Source organism: Pseudomonas sp. P7758, from assembly GCF_013386485.1.
Classification (GTDB): domain Bacteria; phylum Pseudomonadota; class Gammaproteobacteria; order Pseudomonadales; family Pseudomonadaceae; genus Aquipseudomonas.
Map to the genome: position 1 here is coordinate 28,169 of NZ_JACARS010000045.1, position 15,176 is coordinate 43,344.

15 protein-coding genes are annotated in these 15,176 nt (G+C 61.5%); 8 read left to right on the top strand and 7 right to left on the bottom strand.

The window, feature by feature from the left end; all coding sequences use genetic code 11:
* Positions 1-23: 23 nt before the first annotated feature.
* Genes HX873_RS10100 through HX873_RS10110 form a run of 3 tightly spaced genes read right to left on the bottom strand, consistent with a single transcriptional unit; the run spans position 24 to position 3,573 of the window.
* Positions 24-296, bottom strand: a complete 273-nt coding sequence (locus HX873_RS10100; protein WP_087693327.1) for an oxidative damage protection protein — start codon at positions 294-296, stop codon at positions 24-26.
* Positions 293-1,360 carry an A/G-specific adenine glycosylase gene (gene mutY, locus HX873_RS10105; protein ID WP_008435691.1) on the bottom strand — a complete coding sequence of 356 codons (1,068 nt, stop codon included), beginning with the start codon at positions 1,358-1,360 and terminating at the stop codon, positions 293-295. Before mutY ends, HX873_RS10100 begins: the two co-directional genes overlap by 4 nt.
* Positions 1,357-3,573 carry an AsmA family protein gene (locus HX873_RS10110; RefSeq protein ID WP_177122637.1) on the bottom strand — a complete coding sequence of 739 codons (2,217 nt, stop codon included), beginning with the start codon at positions 3,571-3,573 and terminating at the stop codon, positions 1,357-1,359. The genes mutY and HX873_RS10110 overlap by 4 nt, the downstream gene beginning before the upstream one ends.
* Positions 3,574-3,868: 295 nt before the next feature.
* Here HX873_RS10110 and HX873_RS10115 point away from each other — a divergent pair, with 295 nt between their 5' ends.
* From HX873_RS10115 to HX873_RS10145, 7 genes are all read left to right on the top strand, one after another.
* A complete protein-coding gene (locus tag HX873_RS10115; protein ID WP_003218039.1) occupies positions 3,869-5,530 on the top strand; it encodes an OFA family MFS transporter in 1,662 nt (553 codons plus the stop codon).
* A 256-nt stretch (positions 5,531-5,786) separates the two neighbouring features.
* Positions 5,787-6,380, top strand: coding sequence for an imidazoleglycerol-phosphate dehydratase HisB (gene hisB, locus HX873_RS10120; RefSeq protein ID WP_003218037.1), 594 nt, complete (start codon positions 5,787-5,789; stop codon positions 6,378-6,380).
* Positions 6,380-7,018, top strand: coding sequence for an imidazole glycerol phosphate synthase subunit HisH (gene hisH, locus HX873_RS10125; protein WP_003218034.1), 639 nt, complete (start codon positions 6,380-6,382; stop codon positions 7,016-7,018). Before hisB ends, hisH begins: the two co-directional genes overlap by 1 nt.
* Positions 7,018-7,275: a DUF2164 domain-containing protein gene (locus HX873_RS10130; RefSeq protein ID WP_003218033.1), complete on the top strand. Its 258-nt coding sequence runs from the start codon at positions 7,018-7,020 to the stop codon at positions 7,273-7,275. Before hisH ends, HX873_RS10130 begins: the two co-directional genes overlap by 1 nt.
* 39 nt (positions 7,276-7,314) lie before the next feature.
* Positions 7,315-8,052 (top strand): 1-(5-phosphoribosyl)-5-[(5-phosphoribosylamino)methylideneamino]imidazole-4-carboxamide isomerase, encoded by a 738-nt coding sequence (hisA, locus tag HX873_RS10135; RefSeq protein WP_003187784.1) that lies wholly within the window; start codon positions 7,315-7,317, stop codon positions 8,050-8,052.
* Between the two features lie 9 nt (positions 8,053-8,061).
* A complete protein-coding gene (gene hisF, locus HX873_RS10140; protein WP_003218030.1) occupies positions 8,062-8,832 on the top strand; it encodes an imidazole glycerol phosphate synthase subunit HisF in 771 nt (256 codons plus the stop codon).
* Positions 8,833-8,898: 66 nt separating this feature from the next.
* The gene (locus HX873_RS10145) at positions 8,899-9,657 is read left to right on the top strand and encodes an ABC transporter substrate-binding protein (RefSeq protein ID WP_003218028.1); all 759 of its coding nucleotides are present in this window, start codon (positions 8,899-8,901) and stop codon (positions 9,655-9,657) included.
* On the opposite strand, the gene HX873_RS10150 is transcribed toward HX873_RS10145, so the two are convergent.
* From HX873_RS10150 to HX873_RS10165, 4 genes are all read right to left on the bottom strand, one after another.
* Positions 9,610-10,914 (bottom strand): Vps62-related protein, encoded by a 1,305-nt coding sequence (locus HX873_RS10150; protein ID WP_177122638.1) that lies wholly within the window; start codon positions 10,912-10,914, stop codon positions 9,610-9,612. The genes HX873_RS10145 and HX873_RS10150 overlap by 48 nt on opposite strands.
* 74 nt (positions 10,915-10,988) lie before the next feature.
* Positions 10,989-11,771, bottom strand: coding sequence for a divergent polysaccharide deacetylase family protein (locus tag HX873_RS10155; protein WP_008435686.1), 783 nt, complete (start codon positions 11,769-11,771; stop codon positions 10,989-10,991).
* A gap of 1 nt (position 11,772) precedes the next feature.
* Positions 11,773-13,080, bottom strand: a complete 1,308-nt coding sequence (locus tag HX873_RS10160) for a S41 family peptidase (RefSeq protein ID WP_003218023.1) — start codon at positions 13,078-13,080, stop codon at positions 11,773-11,775.
* A gap of 31 nt (positions 13,081-13,111) precedes the next feature.
* Positions 13,112-14,416, bottom strand: a complete 1,305-nt coding sequence (locus tag HX873_RS10165) for a murein hydrolase activator EnvC (RefSeq protein ID WP_003218021.1) — start codon at positions 14,414-14,416, stop codon at positions 13,112-13,114.
* A gap of 446 nt (positions 14,417-14,862) precedes the next feature.
* Between HX873_RS10165 and HX873_RS31760 the strand changes: the two genes are divergently transcribed.
* Positions 14,863-15,126, top strand: a complete 264-nt coding sequence (locus tag HX873_RS31760; RefSeq protein ID WP_256349623.1) for a PBECR2 nuclease fold domain-containing protein — start codon at positions 14,863-14,865, stop codon at positions 15,124-15,126.
* Positions 15,127-15,176 lie beyond the last annotated feature (50 nt).

A 15,176-nucleotide genomic window follows, 5' to 3' on the forward strand; every position in this document is an offset into this window, starting at 1 on the left:
GGCCAACCCCCAAATTTGATCAATTATTCAGCAGGTGGCACGTAGCCGTCGGCCTTGGCGTAATCCTCGCCGGAAAAGTACTTGTCCATCTCGCCCTGCAGGTATTTGCGGTCTTCGGCGTTCATCATGTTCAGGCGCTTTTCGTTGATCAACAGGGTCTGGTGCTTTTGCCAGTCAGCCCAGGCCTTGGCGGAGACGTTGTCGAAAATGTCCTGGCCCTTGGCGCCAGGGAACGGGGCGCGCTCCAGGGCGGGCAGTTCTTCGTGGTACTTGCGGCAGATGATGGTGCGGGTCATGACGGAACTCCTGCGTTCAATACTTCAGCCGCGCGCTTCAGCAGTTTTTTCACCGGGGCGGCAAGGCCCAGGCGCGGCGGGGTGGCGAGGTTATACCAGAGCCAGTCAGCCTCGGCCACGTGATGGGCAGACTCCTGGACCTGGACCAGCCAGGGTTCGATAGCCAGTTGGAAGTGGCTGAAGGTGTGGATCAGGCTCGGCAGCTCCTGGTGTTTGCCCAGCGCCAGCGAGTGCTGGTTGGCCAGGTGTTCCAGGTCGGCCAGGTCATCCAGCTCCGGCAGGCTCCACAAACCGCCCCACAGGCCTGTGGAGGGGCGACGGTAAAGCAGGATCGCGCCCTCGCCATTGGCCAGCATCGGCATCAGCGTGCGCTTCTGGGGCACGGTCTTGCGTGGCTTGGGGATCGGGTAGCGGGTTTCCAGGCCGAGCAGGTGCGCTTCGCAGCCCTTTTCCAGCGGGCACAGCAGGCAGCTGGGCTTGCTGCGGGTGCAGAGGGTGGCGCCCATGTCCATCATGGCCTGGGTGTAGGCGTTGACGCGGTCATGGGGCGTAAAGCGCTCTGCGGTGGCCCACAGCTGTTTGGCGACCTTCGGCTCGCCCGGGTAACCCTCTTGCGCGGTAAAGCGCGCCAGCACGCGTTTGACGTTGCCATCGAGGATCGGCGCTCGCAGGCCCATGCTCAGGCTGGCAATCGCACCCGCGGTGGACAGGCCAATGCCGGGCAGTTCGGTGAGTTTTTCGACGTCACGGGGAAACTCGCCGCCATATTCGGCAACGACGATCTTCGCGGTCTTTTGCAGGTTGCGCGCCCGGGTGTAGTAACCCAGCCCGGTCCACAGGTGCAGCACTTCGTCTTCCGGCGCGGCAGCCAGGGCTTCGACCGTTGGCAAGGACGCCATGAACCGGTCGAAGTAGTTCAGCACGGTGCTGACCTGGGTCTGCTGCAACATGATCTCCGAGACCCACACCCGGTAAGGCGTGATGCCCTGTTGCCAGGGCAGGTCATGGCGACCGTGGCGGTCGTACCAGTCGAGCACCGCCGTTGAAAACTGCTCGTTTCTCATCGTTTGAACAGGCCTTTAAGCGCGTCTTTCAGCTGTGGATTGACCTTGTCGAGCTTCTGTTCAAGCTTCTCGCCGAGCTTGTTGCCTGCCGCCTTGATGGCGACCTGGCTCAAGCCGTCCTTGTCCAGGCGGCAGGCCTTGGCGCCCAGTTCCAGCGGGCCACGGCAGCGCAGCGGGACTTCGATGTTCTGGAAGTTGGAGCCCACCTGGCAAGCCGGGTCCGGCACGTCGCGCTGGTCGCCTTCGACGATAATGCCGACGCGGTAGTCCATGCCCAGCACGCGCAGGTCGACGTCACCGTCGCCGTTGACGGTCAGGCCCGGGATGCGCACTTTCAGGTCGGGGTTGCTGGCCACGCCATTGCGCAAGGTCAGGTTGCCCTTGAGTTCCTGGAACGGGGTGTCCTTGCCGCGCTGCTCGCCGCTGAGGGTCTTGCGGTTGAGCAGGGCGATGCCGGTGCACAGCTGTTGCTCGATGTTGGCGTTGAGCAGCACGCCGTTGTTGATCGCGAAGCTGGCGGTACCGTTGAGGCTGTCGATCAGGGCTTTCTGGCTATTGCCGCGTCCGTTGAGGTTGCTGTCGAGGGTGAGCTGGCCCTTCACCGGCGGGTTCTGCCCCTGGGCTTGCAGGATGCGTTCGACCGGTACCTGCTTGATGCGGGTTTGCAGCGCCAGCAGCGGGATGTCCTGGCGCACGTCAAGGTTGCCGTTGGCCTGGAAGGTGCCGTTGTAGAGGCCGCCGCTCAAGGTATCGAGCTTGAGCTGGCCATCGAGGCCGGAGGCTTTCAGCGCGGCATTCTGGATCGGCAGCTTGCTCAGGGTCAGTTGGCCAAAGGACAGGTCGGCGTTTACGTCCAGGGTGCGCAGGCGGGTCAGCGGCAGCAGCTTGTCGGTACTCCACGCGGCTTTGGTCGGGGCGTCCGGCAGCGGTGTGGTGCCACCGGCCGCCATGGCGCCGGCTTCGCTGTTCTGCACTTCAGCCTGGCGCGCGGCCGCAGCGCCCTTGGCGGCTTCGGACTTGGCCGGCAGGTAGTTGTCGGCGTTGAACGTATCGGCCTTGAGCTGCACCCGCAGGGATTGCCTGGCGAAATCATCCACGGCCACGCGACCGGTGAAGGTGCTGTCGTCGAGTTTCAGGTTGAGGTCTTCAAGCGCCAGGCTGGTCGGCGTGCCCTTGAGGCGGCTGACCAGTTCGACCTTGCTCAGGCTGCCGGCGGCCATCGGTGGCAGCGGGTTGCCGACGCTGTCGAGGAACTTGGCCAGGTCAAACTGGGCAATCGACAGGGCGCCGCTGAGCTGTGGAGTCTTGTCCAGGTCGTTGACCTTCAGCTCGCCCAGGGCGCGCAGTTGGTTCAGCGACAGCTTCATGCCGGTCCATTCGGCGATATTCGCAGACTGGTCCACCAGCAATTGGCCCTGGGTCGAAAAGGTCACGGTCTTGCCTTGCAGCGGCTCGCCGGTGGCTTCACCAGTGACCTTCATGTCTTCGAACTGGTAGCGCTTGAGGGCGCGCTGAATGCGCAGGTTGCCATTGACCTCGGTCTTGACGCGCATCAGCGGCTGGTTGGTGCCGAAGAACGCGGTGAGTTTGACCGGGATGCTTGCACCTTCGTGCACGGCGCCGGCACTAAGCTGGATGCTTTCGGCGCTGAACTGCTTGCCGGTCTGCTCGTCGTTGTATTCGACGCGGGCGTTGTTGATGGTCAGGCTGTCGATGTCCAGGCGGATCGGCTGCGGCGGCTTTTCAGGCTTGGGCGGTGTGGCCGCTTCAGCCACGGCAGGCGTGGTGGCGGCGGTAGCCGGGTCCGGCACATTCTTGCCGATGTCTTCCCAGTTGCCGTGGCCATGCACGTCTTTGTTCAGGCGCAGGTTCAGGCCTTCGACACGTACATCGCTCATCTGCACTTCACGGCGCAGCAGCGGCAGCACGCGCACCGACAGGCCGAGCATCTGCAGATCGGCAAACGGTTGGCTCGGATTGGTCAGGGTCGCAACGCTGGCCTCGTGCAATTCAAGACCGAGCCAGGGGAACAGGCTCCAGCCGATGTCGCCATTGAGCGTCAGCTCGATGTGGGCCTTGTCGCGGGCAATCTGGCGAATCTCGTCTTTGTAGTCGTTGGGATCGAAGAGATGGGTCAGGGCAAAGCCTAGAGCCACAATGATCAGCAACAGCCCGAGAAGTACCAGACCCAGGATTTTGCCGAACGCTTTCATGGGCGAGTCCTTGTATGTCGATTTTAAAATTTAGCCGAAGAGTATAACGCTCGTAGCCCTATGGCTGTTTAGGGATCGTTACATGGCGTCAAACAAATCAGATAACTCCAGAAAGGTGATATCAGTTTGGTTTTTCTGTCATCCACAGATGCTAATCTGCGCATGTTCGTCTGCCGTCTGCGACTAAACGTCGCGTTTAAAAGGAGCTTTACTCAACAAAACGGCCACGCCTTGCGTGTAAGGCCGAGGGAGAGAGCGCCCGACGGACACATACTAATAACTGGGGGAAACACCAATGAGCACTAGCACTGCGGCGGGTAATACTGCTGCACAGCCTGCGTTCCTGTCCAAGGAACGCATTATCGCCAAGCCCGGGTTCAACCGTTGGCTGGTACCACCGGCCGCCCTGGCGATCCACCTGTGTATCGGCATGGCCTACGGTTTTTCGGTGTTCTGGCTGCCGTTGTCCAAGGCGCTGGGGATCACCGCACCGGTCGCCTGCGCGCCGGACATGAGCTTCATCAGCCAGGTCTTCTCGTCGCAATGCGACTGGCCCATCTCCATGCTGGGCTGGATCTACACCCTGTTCTTCATCTTCCTCGGCTGCTCCGCAGCGATCTGGGGCGGCTGGCTGGAACACGCCGGGCCACGCAAGGCTGGTGTCGTTTCGGCCTTGTGCTGGTGTGGCGGCCTGCTGATCTCTGCGTTGGGGATCTATACCCACCAGATCTGGCTGATGTGGATCGGCTCCGGGGTCATTGGCGGTATCGGCCTGGGCCTGGGTTACATCTCGCCGGTCTCGACCCTGATCAAGTGGTTCCCGGACAAGCGCGGCATGGCTACCGGCATGGCGATCATGGGTTTCGGCGGCGGCGCGATGGTTGGCGCTCCGCTGGCAGCCGCCTTGATGGGCCACTTTGCCTCGCCGACCAGCGTTGGCGTGTGGCAGAGCTTCGTGGTCATGGCCGTGATCTACTTCGTGTTCATGATCGGCGGCGCCTTGTCCTACCGTGTTCCGCCTACCGGCTGGAAGCCTGAGGGCTGGACTGCCCCGGCGAAAAAAGCCAGCAACGCGATGATCACCCACCGTCACGTGCACGTGAACGTAGCCTGGAAAACCCCGCAATTCCGCCTGGTGTGGCTGGTGCTGTGCCTGAACGTGTCTGCCGGCATCGGCATCCTCGGCATGGCTTCGCCGCTGCTGCAGGAAGTGTTCGGCGGCAAGTTGCTGGGTAACGGCCTGGCATTTGGCCAACTGGATGCCGGCCAACTGGCTTCCATCGCGGCCATCGCCGCCGGCTTTACCGGCCTGTTGAGCCTGTTCAACATCGGTGGCCGGTTCTTCTGGGCATCGTTCTCCGACTACCTGGGCCGTAAAAACACCTACTTCGTGTTCTTCGCATTGGGCTTTGCCCTGTACGCGTTGATCCCGAACCTGGGTCACCTGGGCAACGTCGCGCTGTTCGTGGCGGCGTTCTGCATCATCCTGTCGATGTACGGCGGTGGCTTTGCGACCGTCCCGGCTTACCTGGCGGACCTGTTCGGTACGCAAATGGTGGGCGCGATCCACGGTCGTCTGCTGACCGCATGGGCAGCGGCGGGCGTGTTGGGCCCGGTGCTGGTGAACTACCTGCGTGAGTATCAGTTGAGCATCGGCGTTGAACGCGCTGCCGCTTACGACATCACCTTGTACATCCTCGCCGGCCTGCTGGTGCTGGGCTTTATCTGCAACCTGCTGGTACGGCCGGTGGCAGACAAGTACTTCATGACCGACGCCGAACTGGCTGCCGAGCAGGCGCTGGGCCATGACAAGGGCGCCGATTCCAGCACCGTGCTGGAGTGGAAAGCCTCCTCCGGCAGCGTGCCATTGGCGGTTGCCGCCTGGCTGGCGGTGGGCATTCCGTTGGCGTGGGGCGTGTGGGTCACCCTGCAGAAAACCGCAGTACTGTTCCACTAACACCGCGTAACCCTTGTGGGAGCGGGCTTGTGTGGGAGCGGGCTTGCTCGCGAATGCGATGGATCAGTCAGCACATGTATTGGCTGACCCACCGCCTTCGCGAGCAAGCCCGCTCACACACAAAGCTGCCCCCACACTTGTACTGACATGTCTATCCCCGACACTCCATCAGTCTTATCCCCTCCGATGTTTCTGTTTAGCGCCCGCGCCCCTATAATGGCTGCCTTTTTCGCCCAATGATTTTGCGGAGCTGGTGATGGCCGAACGTAAGGCGTCCGTCGAGCGCGACACTCTGGAAACCCAGATCAAAGCCTCGATCAACCTGGATGGCACCGGAAAGGCCCGATTTGATATCGGTGTACCTTTTCTTGAGCACATGCTGGACCAGATCGCCCGTCACGGGCTGATCGACCTGGATATCGTCAGCAAGGGCGACCTGCATATCGACGACCACCACACGGTGGAAGACGTCGGTATCACGTTGGGCCAGGCATTTGCCAAAGCCATCGGCGACAAGAAAGGCATCCGTCGCTACGGCCACGCCTATGTCCCGCTGGATGAAGCGCTGTCGCGTGTGGTCATCGACTTCTCCGGCCGCCCGGGCCTGCAGATGCACGTGCCGTACACCCGCGCCACCGTGGGCGGCTTCGACGTCGACCTGTTCCAGGAATTCTTCCAGGGTTTCGTCAACCACGCCCTGGTCAGCCTGCACATCGACAACCTGCGTGGCACCAACACCCACCACCAGATCGAGACCGTGTTCAAGGCTTTCGGCCGTGCCCTGCGCATGGCCGTGGAGCTGGATGACCGCATGGCCGGGCAAATGCCGTCGACCAAGGGCGTCCTGTAATGCAGACGGTCGCGGTTATCGACTACGGCATGGGTAACCTGCACTCGGTGGCCAAGGCCCTCGAGCACGTAGGTGCCGGCAAGGTGCTGATCACCAGCGATGCCGACGTGATTCGCGAAGCCGACCGGGTAGTGTTCCCGGGGGTTGGCGCGATTCGCGACTGCATGGCCGAGATTCGTCGCCTGGGCTTCGACAGCCTGGTGCGTGAAGTCAGCCAGGACCGGCCGTTCCTCGGCATCTGCGTGGGCATGCAAGCCTTGCTCGACAGCAGTGAAGAGAACGACGGCGTCGACTGCATCGGTCTGTTTCCGGGCCAGGTGAAGTTTTTCGGCAAGGACCTGCACGAAGACGGCGAGCACCTGAAGGTGCCGCACATGGGCTGGAACGAAGTGCGCCAGACCGTGGATCACCCGCTGTGGCACGAAGTGCCGGACCTGGCGCGTTTCTATTTCGTACACAGCTATTACATCGCCGCCGGTAACCCGCGCCAGGTGGTGGGTGGCGGGCACTATGGCGTCGACTTCGCCGCGGCCCTGGCCGACGGTTCGCGCTTTGCCGTGCAATTCCACCCGGAGAAGAGCCATACCCATGGCCTGCAATTGCTGCAGAACTTCGCCGCGTGGGACGGGCGCTGGTAATGGCCAAGAAGGTCAAGCCGCCGATCTTGAACCTCACTCCCCAGCAGGAGAGTGAGGCCACCGACAAGATCAAGCGTTTCATGGAAGACCGCTTCGAGCTCAAGCTCGGCTCGTTCGAGGTTGCAGAAATCCTCGAACTGTTCACCACTGAAATTGCTCCGCACTATTACAACAGGGCGATTTTCGATGTGCAGACGCACCTTAAAGAGAGGTTCGAAAGCATCGAAAGCGACTTGTGGGCGCTCGAGAAACCCTGATTTCCCGAGCAACGCTGAATATCGAATAAGGTTTGCCAGATGCTGATTATTCCCGCAATCGATCTCAAGGACGGCGCCTGCGTACGTCTGCGCCAGGGCCGCATGGAAGATTCCACGGTGTTCTCCGATGACCCGGTGAGCATGGCTGCCAAGTGGGTGGAAGGCGGTTGCCGTCGTCTGCATCTGGTGGACTTGAACGGTGCGTTCGAAGGCCAGCCGGTCAACGGTGAAGTCGTCACGGCGATCGCCAAGCGCTATCCGAACCTGCCGATCCAGATCGGCGGCGGTATCCGCTCCCTGGAAACCATCGAGCACTACGTGAAAGCGGGCGTGAGCTACGTGATCATCGGCACCAAGGCCGTGAAAGACCCGGCCTTCGTCGCCGAAGCCTGCCGTGCGTTCCCCGGCAAAGTGATCGTGGGCCTGGACGCCAAGGACGGTTTCGTCGCCACCGACGGCTGGGCCGAGATCAGCACCGTCCAGGTGATCGACCTCGCCAAGCAGTTTGAAGCCGACGGCGTCTCCGCCATCGTTTATACCGACATCGCCAAAGACGGCATGATGCAGGGCTGCAACGTACCGTTCACCGCTGCGCTGGCCGCCGCCACCAAGATCCCGGTGATCGCTTCCGGCGGTATCCACAACCTGGGCGACATCAAGTCGCTGCTGGACGCGAAGGCGCCGGGGATCATCGGCGCCATCACCGGCCGGGCGATCTATGAAGGCACCCTGGACGTCGCTGAAGCCCAGGCTTACTGCGACGCCTACAACGGCTGAGGACTGACCATGGCGCTGGCCAAACGCATCATCCCTTGCCTGGACGTCGACAACGGTCGCGTGGTCAAGGGCGTCAAGTTCGAGAACATCCGTGACGCCGGCGACCCGGTGGAAATCGCCCGTCGCTACGACGAACAGGGTGCCGACGAGATTACCTTTCTCGACATCACCGCCAGTGTCGATGGTCGCGACACCACGCTGCATACCGTGGAGCGCATGGCCAGCCAGGTGTTTATCCCGCTGACCGTGGGCGGTGGCGTGCGCACCGTGCAGGACATTCGCAACCTGCTGAATGCCGGCGCGGACAAGGTTTCGATCAACACTGCGGCGGTGTTCAACCCGGAATTTGTCGGCGAAGCCGCACAGCACTTCGGTTCGCAATGCATCGTGGTTGCCATCGACGCCAAGAAAGTCTCCGGCCCGGGCGAAACCCCGCGCTGGGAGATCTTCACCCACGGCGGGCGCAAGCCGACCGGGCTGGATGCCGTGCAGTGGGCGATGAAGATGGAAGCCCTGGGTGCCGGTGAAATCCTGCTGACCAGCATGGACCAGGACGGCATGAAAAACGGCTTCGACCTGGGCGTGACCCGCGCCATCAGCGACGCGCTGGGCATCCCGGTGATTGCTTCCGGCGGCGTCGGCAACCTGCAGCACCTGGCCGACGGCGTGATCGAAGGCCACGCCAGCGCAGTGCTGGCGGCGAGTATTTTCCACTTTGGCGAATACACCGTGCCTGAGGCCAAGGCCTACATGGCGGCGCGCGGTATCGTCGTACGCTAAACGTCACTGGACACCATGGCAGGCTCGCGGCACTCTCTGGGCTTGCCATGGATTCCGGTAACTTTCATGTTCAAAGACCTGCTGCTCGCCCTCGCCAGTACCACCGTTCTGCTGACGGGTTCGGCTTACGCTGATGAACCGTCCGACGGCGCTTCCCTGGTGTTGCTGACGGAAAACTTCCCGCCGTACAACATGGCGAAAAACGGCAAGAACTTCGCCAAGGAAGAGAACATCGAAGGCATTGCCGTGGACATCGTCCGCGAGACGTTCCAGCGTGCGGGTATTTCCTACAACCTGACCCTGCGGTTCCCTTGGGACCGGATCTACAAACTCGCCCTGGAAAAACCCGGTTACGGCGTGTTCGTGATGGCGCGCTTGCCGGACCGTGAGGCGCTGTTCAAATGGGTCGGCCCCATCGGCCCGGACGATTGGGTGCTGCTGGCCAAGGCTGACAGCAAGATCCAGCTGAGCGACCTTGAGCAGGCGCGGCGCTACAAGATCGGCGCCTACAAGGGCGACGCCATCGCCGAGAGCCTGGAGAAGCAGGGGCTCAAGCCGGTAATCGTGTTGCGGGATCAGGATAACGCGAAAAAGCTGGTGGATGGTCAGATCGACCTGTGGGCCACCGGGGACCCGGCGGGCCGTTATCTGGCACGCCAGGTCGGGGTGACCGGGCTCAAGACTGTGTTGCGTTTCAACAGCGCGGAGCTGTACCTGGCGCTGAACAAAAACGTGCCGGATGACGTAGTGGCGAAACTCCAGGCGGCCCTCGATCAGTTACGGCAGGAGGGTGTCGTCGATGAAATCATGGGGCGTTATCTCTAGGTTGTTTTCTGTGGGCTCGGGCACCTCTGCTGGTACTTCCTCTGGCTCCTCAACAGCAGTAACCGCCGCTTCAGGTTGCAGCAGCTCGCTGAAGTAGACGTTATCTCCGCTGGCATAGGTCAGGGTTGGCCCGAGCTGGCTGCCGTCAGCCCGCAATAGCTCGTATCGGCTTTTGACCAGGTAGGCAGCGATGGATTTATTCGCCGGGATGTAAGCCATCACATCCGCCACGCCCTCCCGTTCCCAGCCTTGTGCGGTCAAGCCCGTATGCGTGAAGTCGCGATTGAGGTTGGCACTGATACTCAACGGATGCCGGGGTGCCCAGGCAGCCTTTATATCGACGCCGGTCAAGGAGCGCAGGCCCATGGAGAAGTCACTGATCTCTCCTTTTGCGAATACCCAACTGAAGGTTTGGCTTGCTGGCGTGGTGTTTTGACCGCTGGCCACCAAGCTGTACTGGTCGATTCTTTTCAACCGATATACCGGGCAGGTTTGCAGTTTTTCCAGGGGCGTCAGGGTCGGGTCGTTCACGGTAAACCAGGGCAGTTCGCACACATGAATGCCCTCTGTTACCTGCTCCGGCATCGTGCGTCCTGGTGCCATTTCGGGTGAAAGTGGCGGCAAATCCTCGGAATGAAGCGCAAGGTCCAGCCGCAGGGCGTGCACCGGGCTTTGCCTGGTTGGCTTGGCATAGCCCTCGGCGCCGGTGAAGGTGCCCGGTGCCAGGTAGGCTTGGCCAGGAGCTGCTTGCGACGGGGAGACACCCCAGGCGCTGAAGTCCCGGTGGGCGCCGCTGCCTTGGTCGCTCCAGATCAATTGGTCGACATAGGCCTGAGTCACCAGGTCTTCTCTGACACAGCGGATGGTATTGCGTGGTGGTTTGTCGTTACCGAGGCCACAGACCAGCCCCATTGCCACATAACCTTCTGGAGCGGTGGGCCGCCAGATTGAGAAATTGGCGCGTGCCCTTGGTCCCGAGTGTTCCCAGACTCTCTCGAAGTCGACGGGGGGCCGCAAGGCGGTGCCATTCTCCCGGTCAACTTCGCTGACAACAGCGACGATGTTCAGTTGATTGATGTTGTGGTAACCCGCCACCGCCACATCACCCAGCGGGACGAAGTTGCCCAGCGCGTCGGAGGATGTGCTCGGGCGCCAGAAGGTCACGGGTTTTTCGGCGCGAGTGCCTTTGTCGTTCCATACAGGAACGAACTCGGTGGTGAAGTTGATCAGCAGGTCTTTGTATTGCAGTGAGTTCATCTACAGACTCTCCAGTGGATACGAAGATCCACTATCGAAGAGTCCGCTCGGTCAGGCGCGGTAGCTATATAGCACTAGCGGTAAGTGCCGTTTTTTCCGTGCCCGGCCATGGCCTGGTTGCTGCGCAGGCTGATCATCAACTTGATGTCGATCCACTCGACGCCCTGGGCCTTGAGCTTGGGCAGCTCACGTTCGAGTACCGCCAGGGTCTGTGGATAAGGGTGGCCGATCATCACCGCCGAACCCTGTTTGTGGGCCAGCTTGATCGCGGTCTGCAACTGGGTGGTGATGGCCGCTTCGGTGCGTTCGTCGTCGAGGAACACATCCCGCGAGACGCTGGCCAGGCCAATCTTTTGCGCCTCGGCGGCGGCGACGGTTTTAGCGCTGGTGCGGCTGTCGACGAAGAACTTGTGGCGTCGTTGCAGCTCACCCATCAACCAGGCCATGGCCTCCGGCTGGGCGGTCATGCGGCTGCCCATGTGGTTGTTGATGCCGGCGGTGTAGGGCACGGCCTTGAAGGCTGCGTCCAGGCGTTTGCCGAGCTCTTCGATAGGCAGGTCGGGGTGCCAGGCGAACGGGCCGGTGGCCGGGTCCATGGGCATGTGCAGGATAACGATCTTGCCGGCCTTGTGGGCTTCGCGGGCGAATTCGGCGGCGTGGGGTGTGTCGGGCATGATCGCCGTGGTCACCGGGCCGGGCAGGGCAAGCACACGACGATCCCGGGGCAGGTTTTGCCCAAGGTCGTCGATGATCAGGGTCAGGTAGGCTTTGTGTTCAGCGGGGGCTGCACTGGCGGGGTTGCCTTGGGCGACTCCCGCCAGACAGCACAGCAAAGCGATGATCAGTCCACGGCGCATATCAACGGCTGCGCGTAATGCTCAGGCCCTTGAGCAGGCTCAGCGCCTGGGCCAACTGATAATCGTCGTCCTGCGGCATCGGCTTGGCTTTCGAGCCGCTGCCGGTCGGCTGGTCGGCGCCGCCGTTGCCATTGCCCAAGTGGCCTTGCAGGTCCGCTTCCTTGTAGAACTCGCTGTCGGCTTCGTTGGTGATCTTGGCCTTGCGCACTTCGATGTCCGGCACGATGCCCTGGGCCTGGATCGAGCGACCGTTCGGCGTGTAGTACAGCGCCGTGGTGATCTTCAAGGCACGCTCGTTGTTCAGCGGCAGCACGGTTTGCACCGAGCCTTTGCCGAAGCTGGTGGTGCCCATCAGCACGCCGCGTTTCTGGTCTTGCAGGGCGCCGGCGACGATTTCCGAAGCCGAGGCGCTGCCGCCGTTGATCAGCACAACCATCGGCACGCCTTCGCTGAGGTCGTTGCCGGTGGCCGAGAAGCGCAGCTCGGAGTTGGCGATACGGCCCTTGGTGTAGACGATCAGGCCCTTGGTGATGAAGTGGTCGACCACCTCCACCGCTGCCTGCAACACGCCGCCCGGGTTGTTGCGCAGGTCGAGCACGATGCCGCTGAGTTTCTTGCCGTTGTCTTTGCGCAGCTTGGCGAGGGCCTTGGCCACTTCGTCGCCGGTCTTGACCTGGAACTGGGTGATACGGATGTAGCCGTAGCCCGACTCCAGCAGCTGGCTCTTCACGCTCTTGACCGTGATGGTGGCGCGGGTCAGGGTCACGTCGAACGGCGTGCCGCCGTCGCGCACCAGGGTCAGGGTGATTTTCTGGCCGATCTTGCCGCGCATCTTGTCGACGGCTTCGGTCATGGTCTGGCCGCGGGTCGGCTGGCCGTTGATCTTGACGATAAAGTCACCGGCCTGGATGCCGGCCTTGGACGCAGGGGTGTCATCGATCGGCGAAACGACCTTGATGTTGCCGTCGTCGGCGCCGACTTCAATGCCCAGGCCACCGAATTCACCGCTGGTGCTCTCCTGCAGCTCGGCGAAATCTTCCGGGCCCAGGTAGGCGGAGTGCGGGTCAAGGTTGCTGAGCATGCCCTTGATGGCATTTTCCAGCAGGGTCTTGTCGTCCACAGGTTCGACATAAGCGGCCTTGATCCGGTCCATGACCTCGGCAAAGGTGCGCAACTCGTCCAGCGGCAGCGGGGCCTTGGTGGTCGCGGCCGTGGCCGACTGGGCGGTCTGGTCGGCGAATGCCAAAGGCGCGCCGATCACCAGAGCGATCGTCAGGGCCAGCGATGTGAGGCGGGACAAATGCAGCATGTCGAACGAACTCCTAATGTAGATGCGACCCTTATCCTTGGGTACGGCACCATTGTGCCGGGTCGCTCGGGCGGCCCTGCTGACGAATAGCGAAGTACAGCGCCGGGGTGTCCTGGCCACCACTGTTACCGACAGTGGAGATGGATTCACCGGCTTTTACAACATCACCTGCCGCTTTAAGCAAAGTTTGATTGTGGCCGTAAAGGCTCAAATAGCCATTACCGTGGTCAAGAATCACCAACAAACCTGCGCCACGCAGCCAATCGGCGAATACCACGCGGCCGCCGTGGATAGCGTGGACCTGGGTGCCGGCACCGGCACTGATCATCACACCGTCCCACTTGGCGCGGGTGTCATCGCCACGGGTTTCACCAAAGCGTGCCAGTAATCGACCATCAACTGGCCATGGAAGTTTGCCCCGAGCTGAAGCAAAAGGTCCGCCGAAGGATTCGCCGGCGCTGGAAACCAGCGGGCCAGGCGCTGCACGCGCCGGTTTACGCGGGGCCGGGGCGTCGGTAGTGGCGCTGGCGACTGCCTCGGCGGCTTCACGCTCGCGCTTTTTTTCGGCTTCCTGCTGGGCCAGCAGCGCTTTTTGCCGCGCCTGCTCTGCCTCACGGGCCTGGCGCGCCAGGGTTTCCTCGATGGTTTTCAGGACTTTACCGAGGTCGGCCTGGTCTTGCTCGCGGGCCTGGAGCTTGGCGTCACGGGCCTTCACGTCGTCATTCAGCTTGGCCAGCGCCTGCTGGCGCTCCTTGCGGACCTTGTCCAGTTCGTCGCGCTGGCTGTCGAGGGCGGTTTTCTGGTCGAGCAGCTGCGACTGCTGGTTGGCGATTTCCTGCTCGACGTTGGCCAACTGGCGCAGGGTCTCGTTGAAGCTTTTCAGTTGCTCCAGGCGGGCCTTGCTCAGGTAGTCGTAATAGGTAAGGGTGCGGGCGAACTTTTCCGGGTTCTGCTGGTTGAGCAGCAGCTTGAGGTATTCCTGGCGGCCGTTCTGGTAAGCGGCGCGGGCCTGGATCGCGATCAGGCGTTGCTGTTCAACGCGGGCGCTCTGGAGTTTTTTTTTCTCAGCGTCGAGTCGCTCCAGTTCCGACTCGCTCTTCTTTAGTTCTTTTTGCAGCTCCTGGACCTGCTTCTCCAGCTTGCCCATCTCGGTTTCCGTGCCGCGCAGGTCTTTCTGCACGCCGGACTTCTCTTCCTGGAGCTTGCCGAGCAGCTTCTTCAGCTCGGTAATGTCCTGACGCGTAGCGTCCAACTGTTGTTGGGTTTGTGCGCGCTCATCGGCAAACGCCGGTTGGAGCAGGCAGACAAGAGCAAGGGTAATCAAGGCGCGAAGCATAGAGGCGGGCGACACCAGGGAAAGGGACGGCCTAGTATGCCCGCCAAGCGCTGCAAAAAAAACGCCCAATTCGGCTTGGCAGGCAAGTTAGGTGCCCAGTGGCCGCATTCTGCAAGCAATTGTGGGCAAGTCCCATAGCCCTTTGAAGGCGACGAGCGGTTGAGAGCGTCGTGTCGTGCTTCTGCAGTTGTTTTGTGTGCTTCGCGAAATGCCTTGAAATGCTCCGCCCTGACGGTGCATTTGCGCTCGGAATAGACTCTTCGGCCCTGTTAATCCGACGGTCGGCATAGTCAGTAATGCCTTGTATTCACGAGTCAAAAGGCCAGCAAACGTGGCTTGATTATGGGCTTCCCGACCTTCGTAGTCTGGATCGGGCTTTGCGAGCGCGTCCACTTGAGGAAGTGGCCGCCGGCAACGATGTCGCAGCGGCCATCGATATAGTCGCAATGCATTTTGGCATTGCCCATTCGAGCTGTTCGGAAGTGGAAGTTGACTCGCCTTTGGGGCAAATAGCGATCAGGCGCAGTTGTCTGCAGCATATTGTTGAAAAGCGGCAGGACGCCAGAGAGCGTTATGTCAGGTTCGCCTTGGACACATTGACGGGGCCTCTGGAAATATGGCGTGTTGCTTATAGCGATTGCTCCGCCCGTTTAGCATTCATTGGGGCTTATGAATCCAGGAGGCAGATGCTGGTGGTGGTCAATATTTAGGCTGGCAATGTGCTGTGGAACTTCATGCAGACAGACGCCAAGGCCTTGAA

What these genes read in the sequence shown, in the direction of transcription:
- hisA (WP_003187784.1), top strand. Translation starts at nt 7,315, where the DNA reads ATGCTGATTATTCCCGCAATCGATCTCAAGGACGGCGCCTGCGTACGT.
- HX873_RS10150 (WP_177122638.1), bottom strand. Translation starts at nt 10,914, where the DNA reads ATGAACTCACTGCAATACAAAGACCTGCTGATCAACTTCACCACCGAG.
- HX873_RS10145 (WP_003218028.1), top strand. Translation starts at nt 8,899, where the DNA reads ATGTTCAAAGACCTGCTGCTCGCCCTCGCCAGTACCACCGTTCTGCTG.
- hisF (WP_003218030.1), top strand. Translation starts at nt 8,062, where the DNA reads ATGGCGCTGGCCAAACGCATCATCCCTTGCCTGGACGTCGACAACGGT.
- HX873_RS10115 (WP_003218039.1), top strand. Translation starts at nt 3,869, where the DNA reads ATGAGCACTAGCACTGCGGCGGGTAATACTGCTGCACAGCCTGCGTTC.
- HX873_RS10110 (WP_177122637.1), bottom strand. Translation starts at nt 3,573, where the DNA reads ATGAAAGCGTTCGGCAAAATCCTGGGTCTGGTACTTCTCGGGCTGTTG.
- HX873_RS10130 (WP_003218033.1), top strand. Translation starts at nt 7,018, where the DNA reads ATGGCCAAGAAGGTCAAGCCGCCGATCTTGAACCTCACTCCCCAGCAG.
- hisB (WP_003218037.1), top strand. Translation starts at nt 5,787, where the DNA reads ATGGCCGAACGTAAGGCGTCCGTCGAGCGCGACACTCTGGAAACCCAG.
- HX873_RS10155 (WP_008435686.1), bottom strand. Translation starts at nt 11,771, where the DNA reads ATGCGCCGTGGACTGATCATCGCTTTGCTGTGCTGTCTGGCGGGAGTC.
- HX873_RS10100 (WP_087693327.1), bottom strand. Translation starts at nt 296, where the DNA reads ATGACCCGCACCATCATCTGCCGCAAGTACCACGAAGAACTGCCCGCC.
- mutY (WP_008435691.1), bottom strand. Translation starts at nt 1,360, where the DNA reads ATGAGAAACGAGCAGTTTTCAACGGCGGTGCTCGACTGGTACGACCGC.
- HX873_RS31760 (WP_256349623.1), top strand. Translation starts at nt 14,863, where the DNA reads ATGCATTTTGGCATTGCCCATTCGAGCTGTTCGGAAGTGGAAGTTGAC.
- HX873_RS10165 (WP_003218021.1), bottom strand. Translation starts at nt 14,416, where the DNA reads ATGCTTCGCGCCTTGATTACCCTTGCTCTTGTCTGCCTGCTCCAACCG.
- hisH (WP_003218034.1), top strand. Translation starts at nt 6,380, where the DNA reads ATGCAGACGGTCGCGGTTATCGACTACGGCATGGGTAACCTGCACTCG.
- HX873_RS10160 (WP_003218023.1), bottom strand. Translation starts at nt 13,080, where the DNA reads ATGCTGCATTTGTCCCGCCTCACATCGCTGGCCCTGACGATCGCTCTG.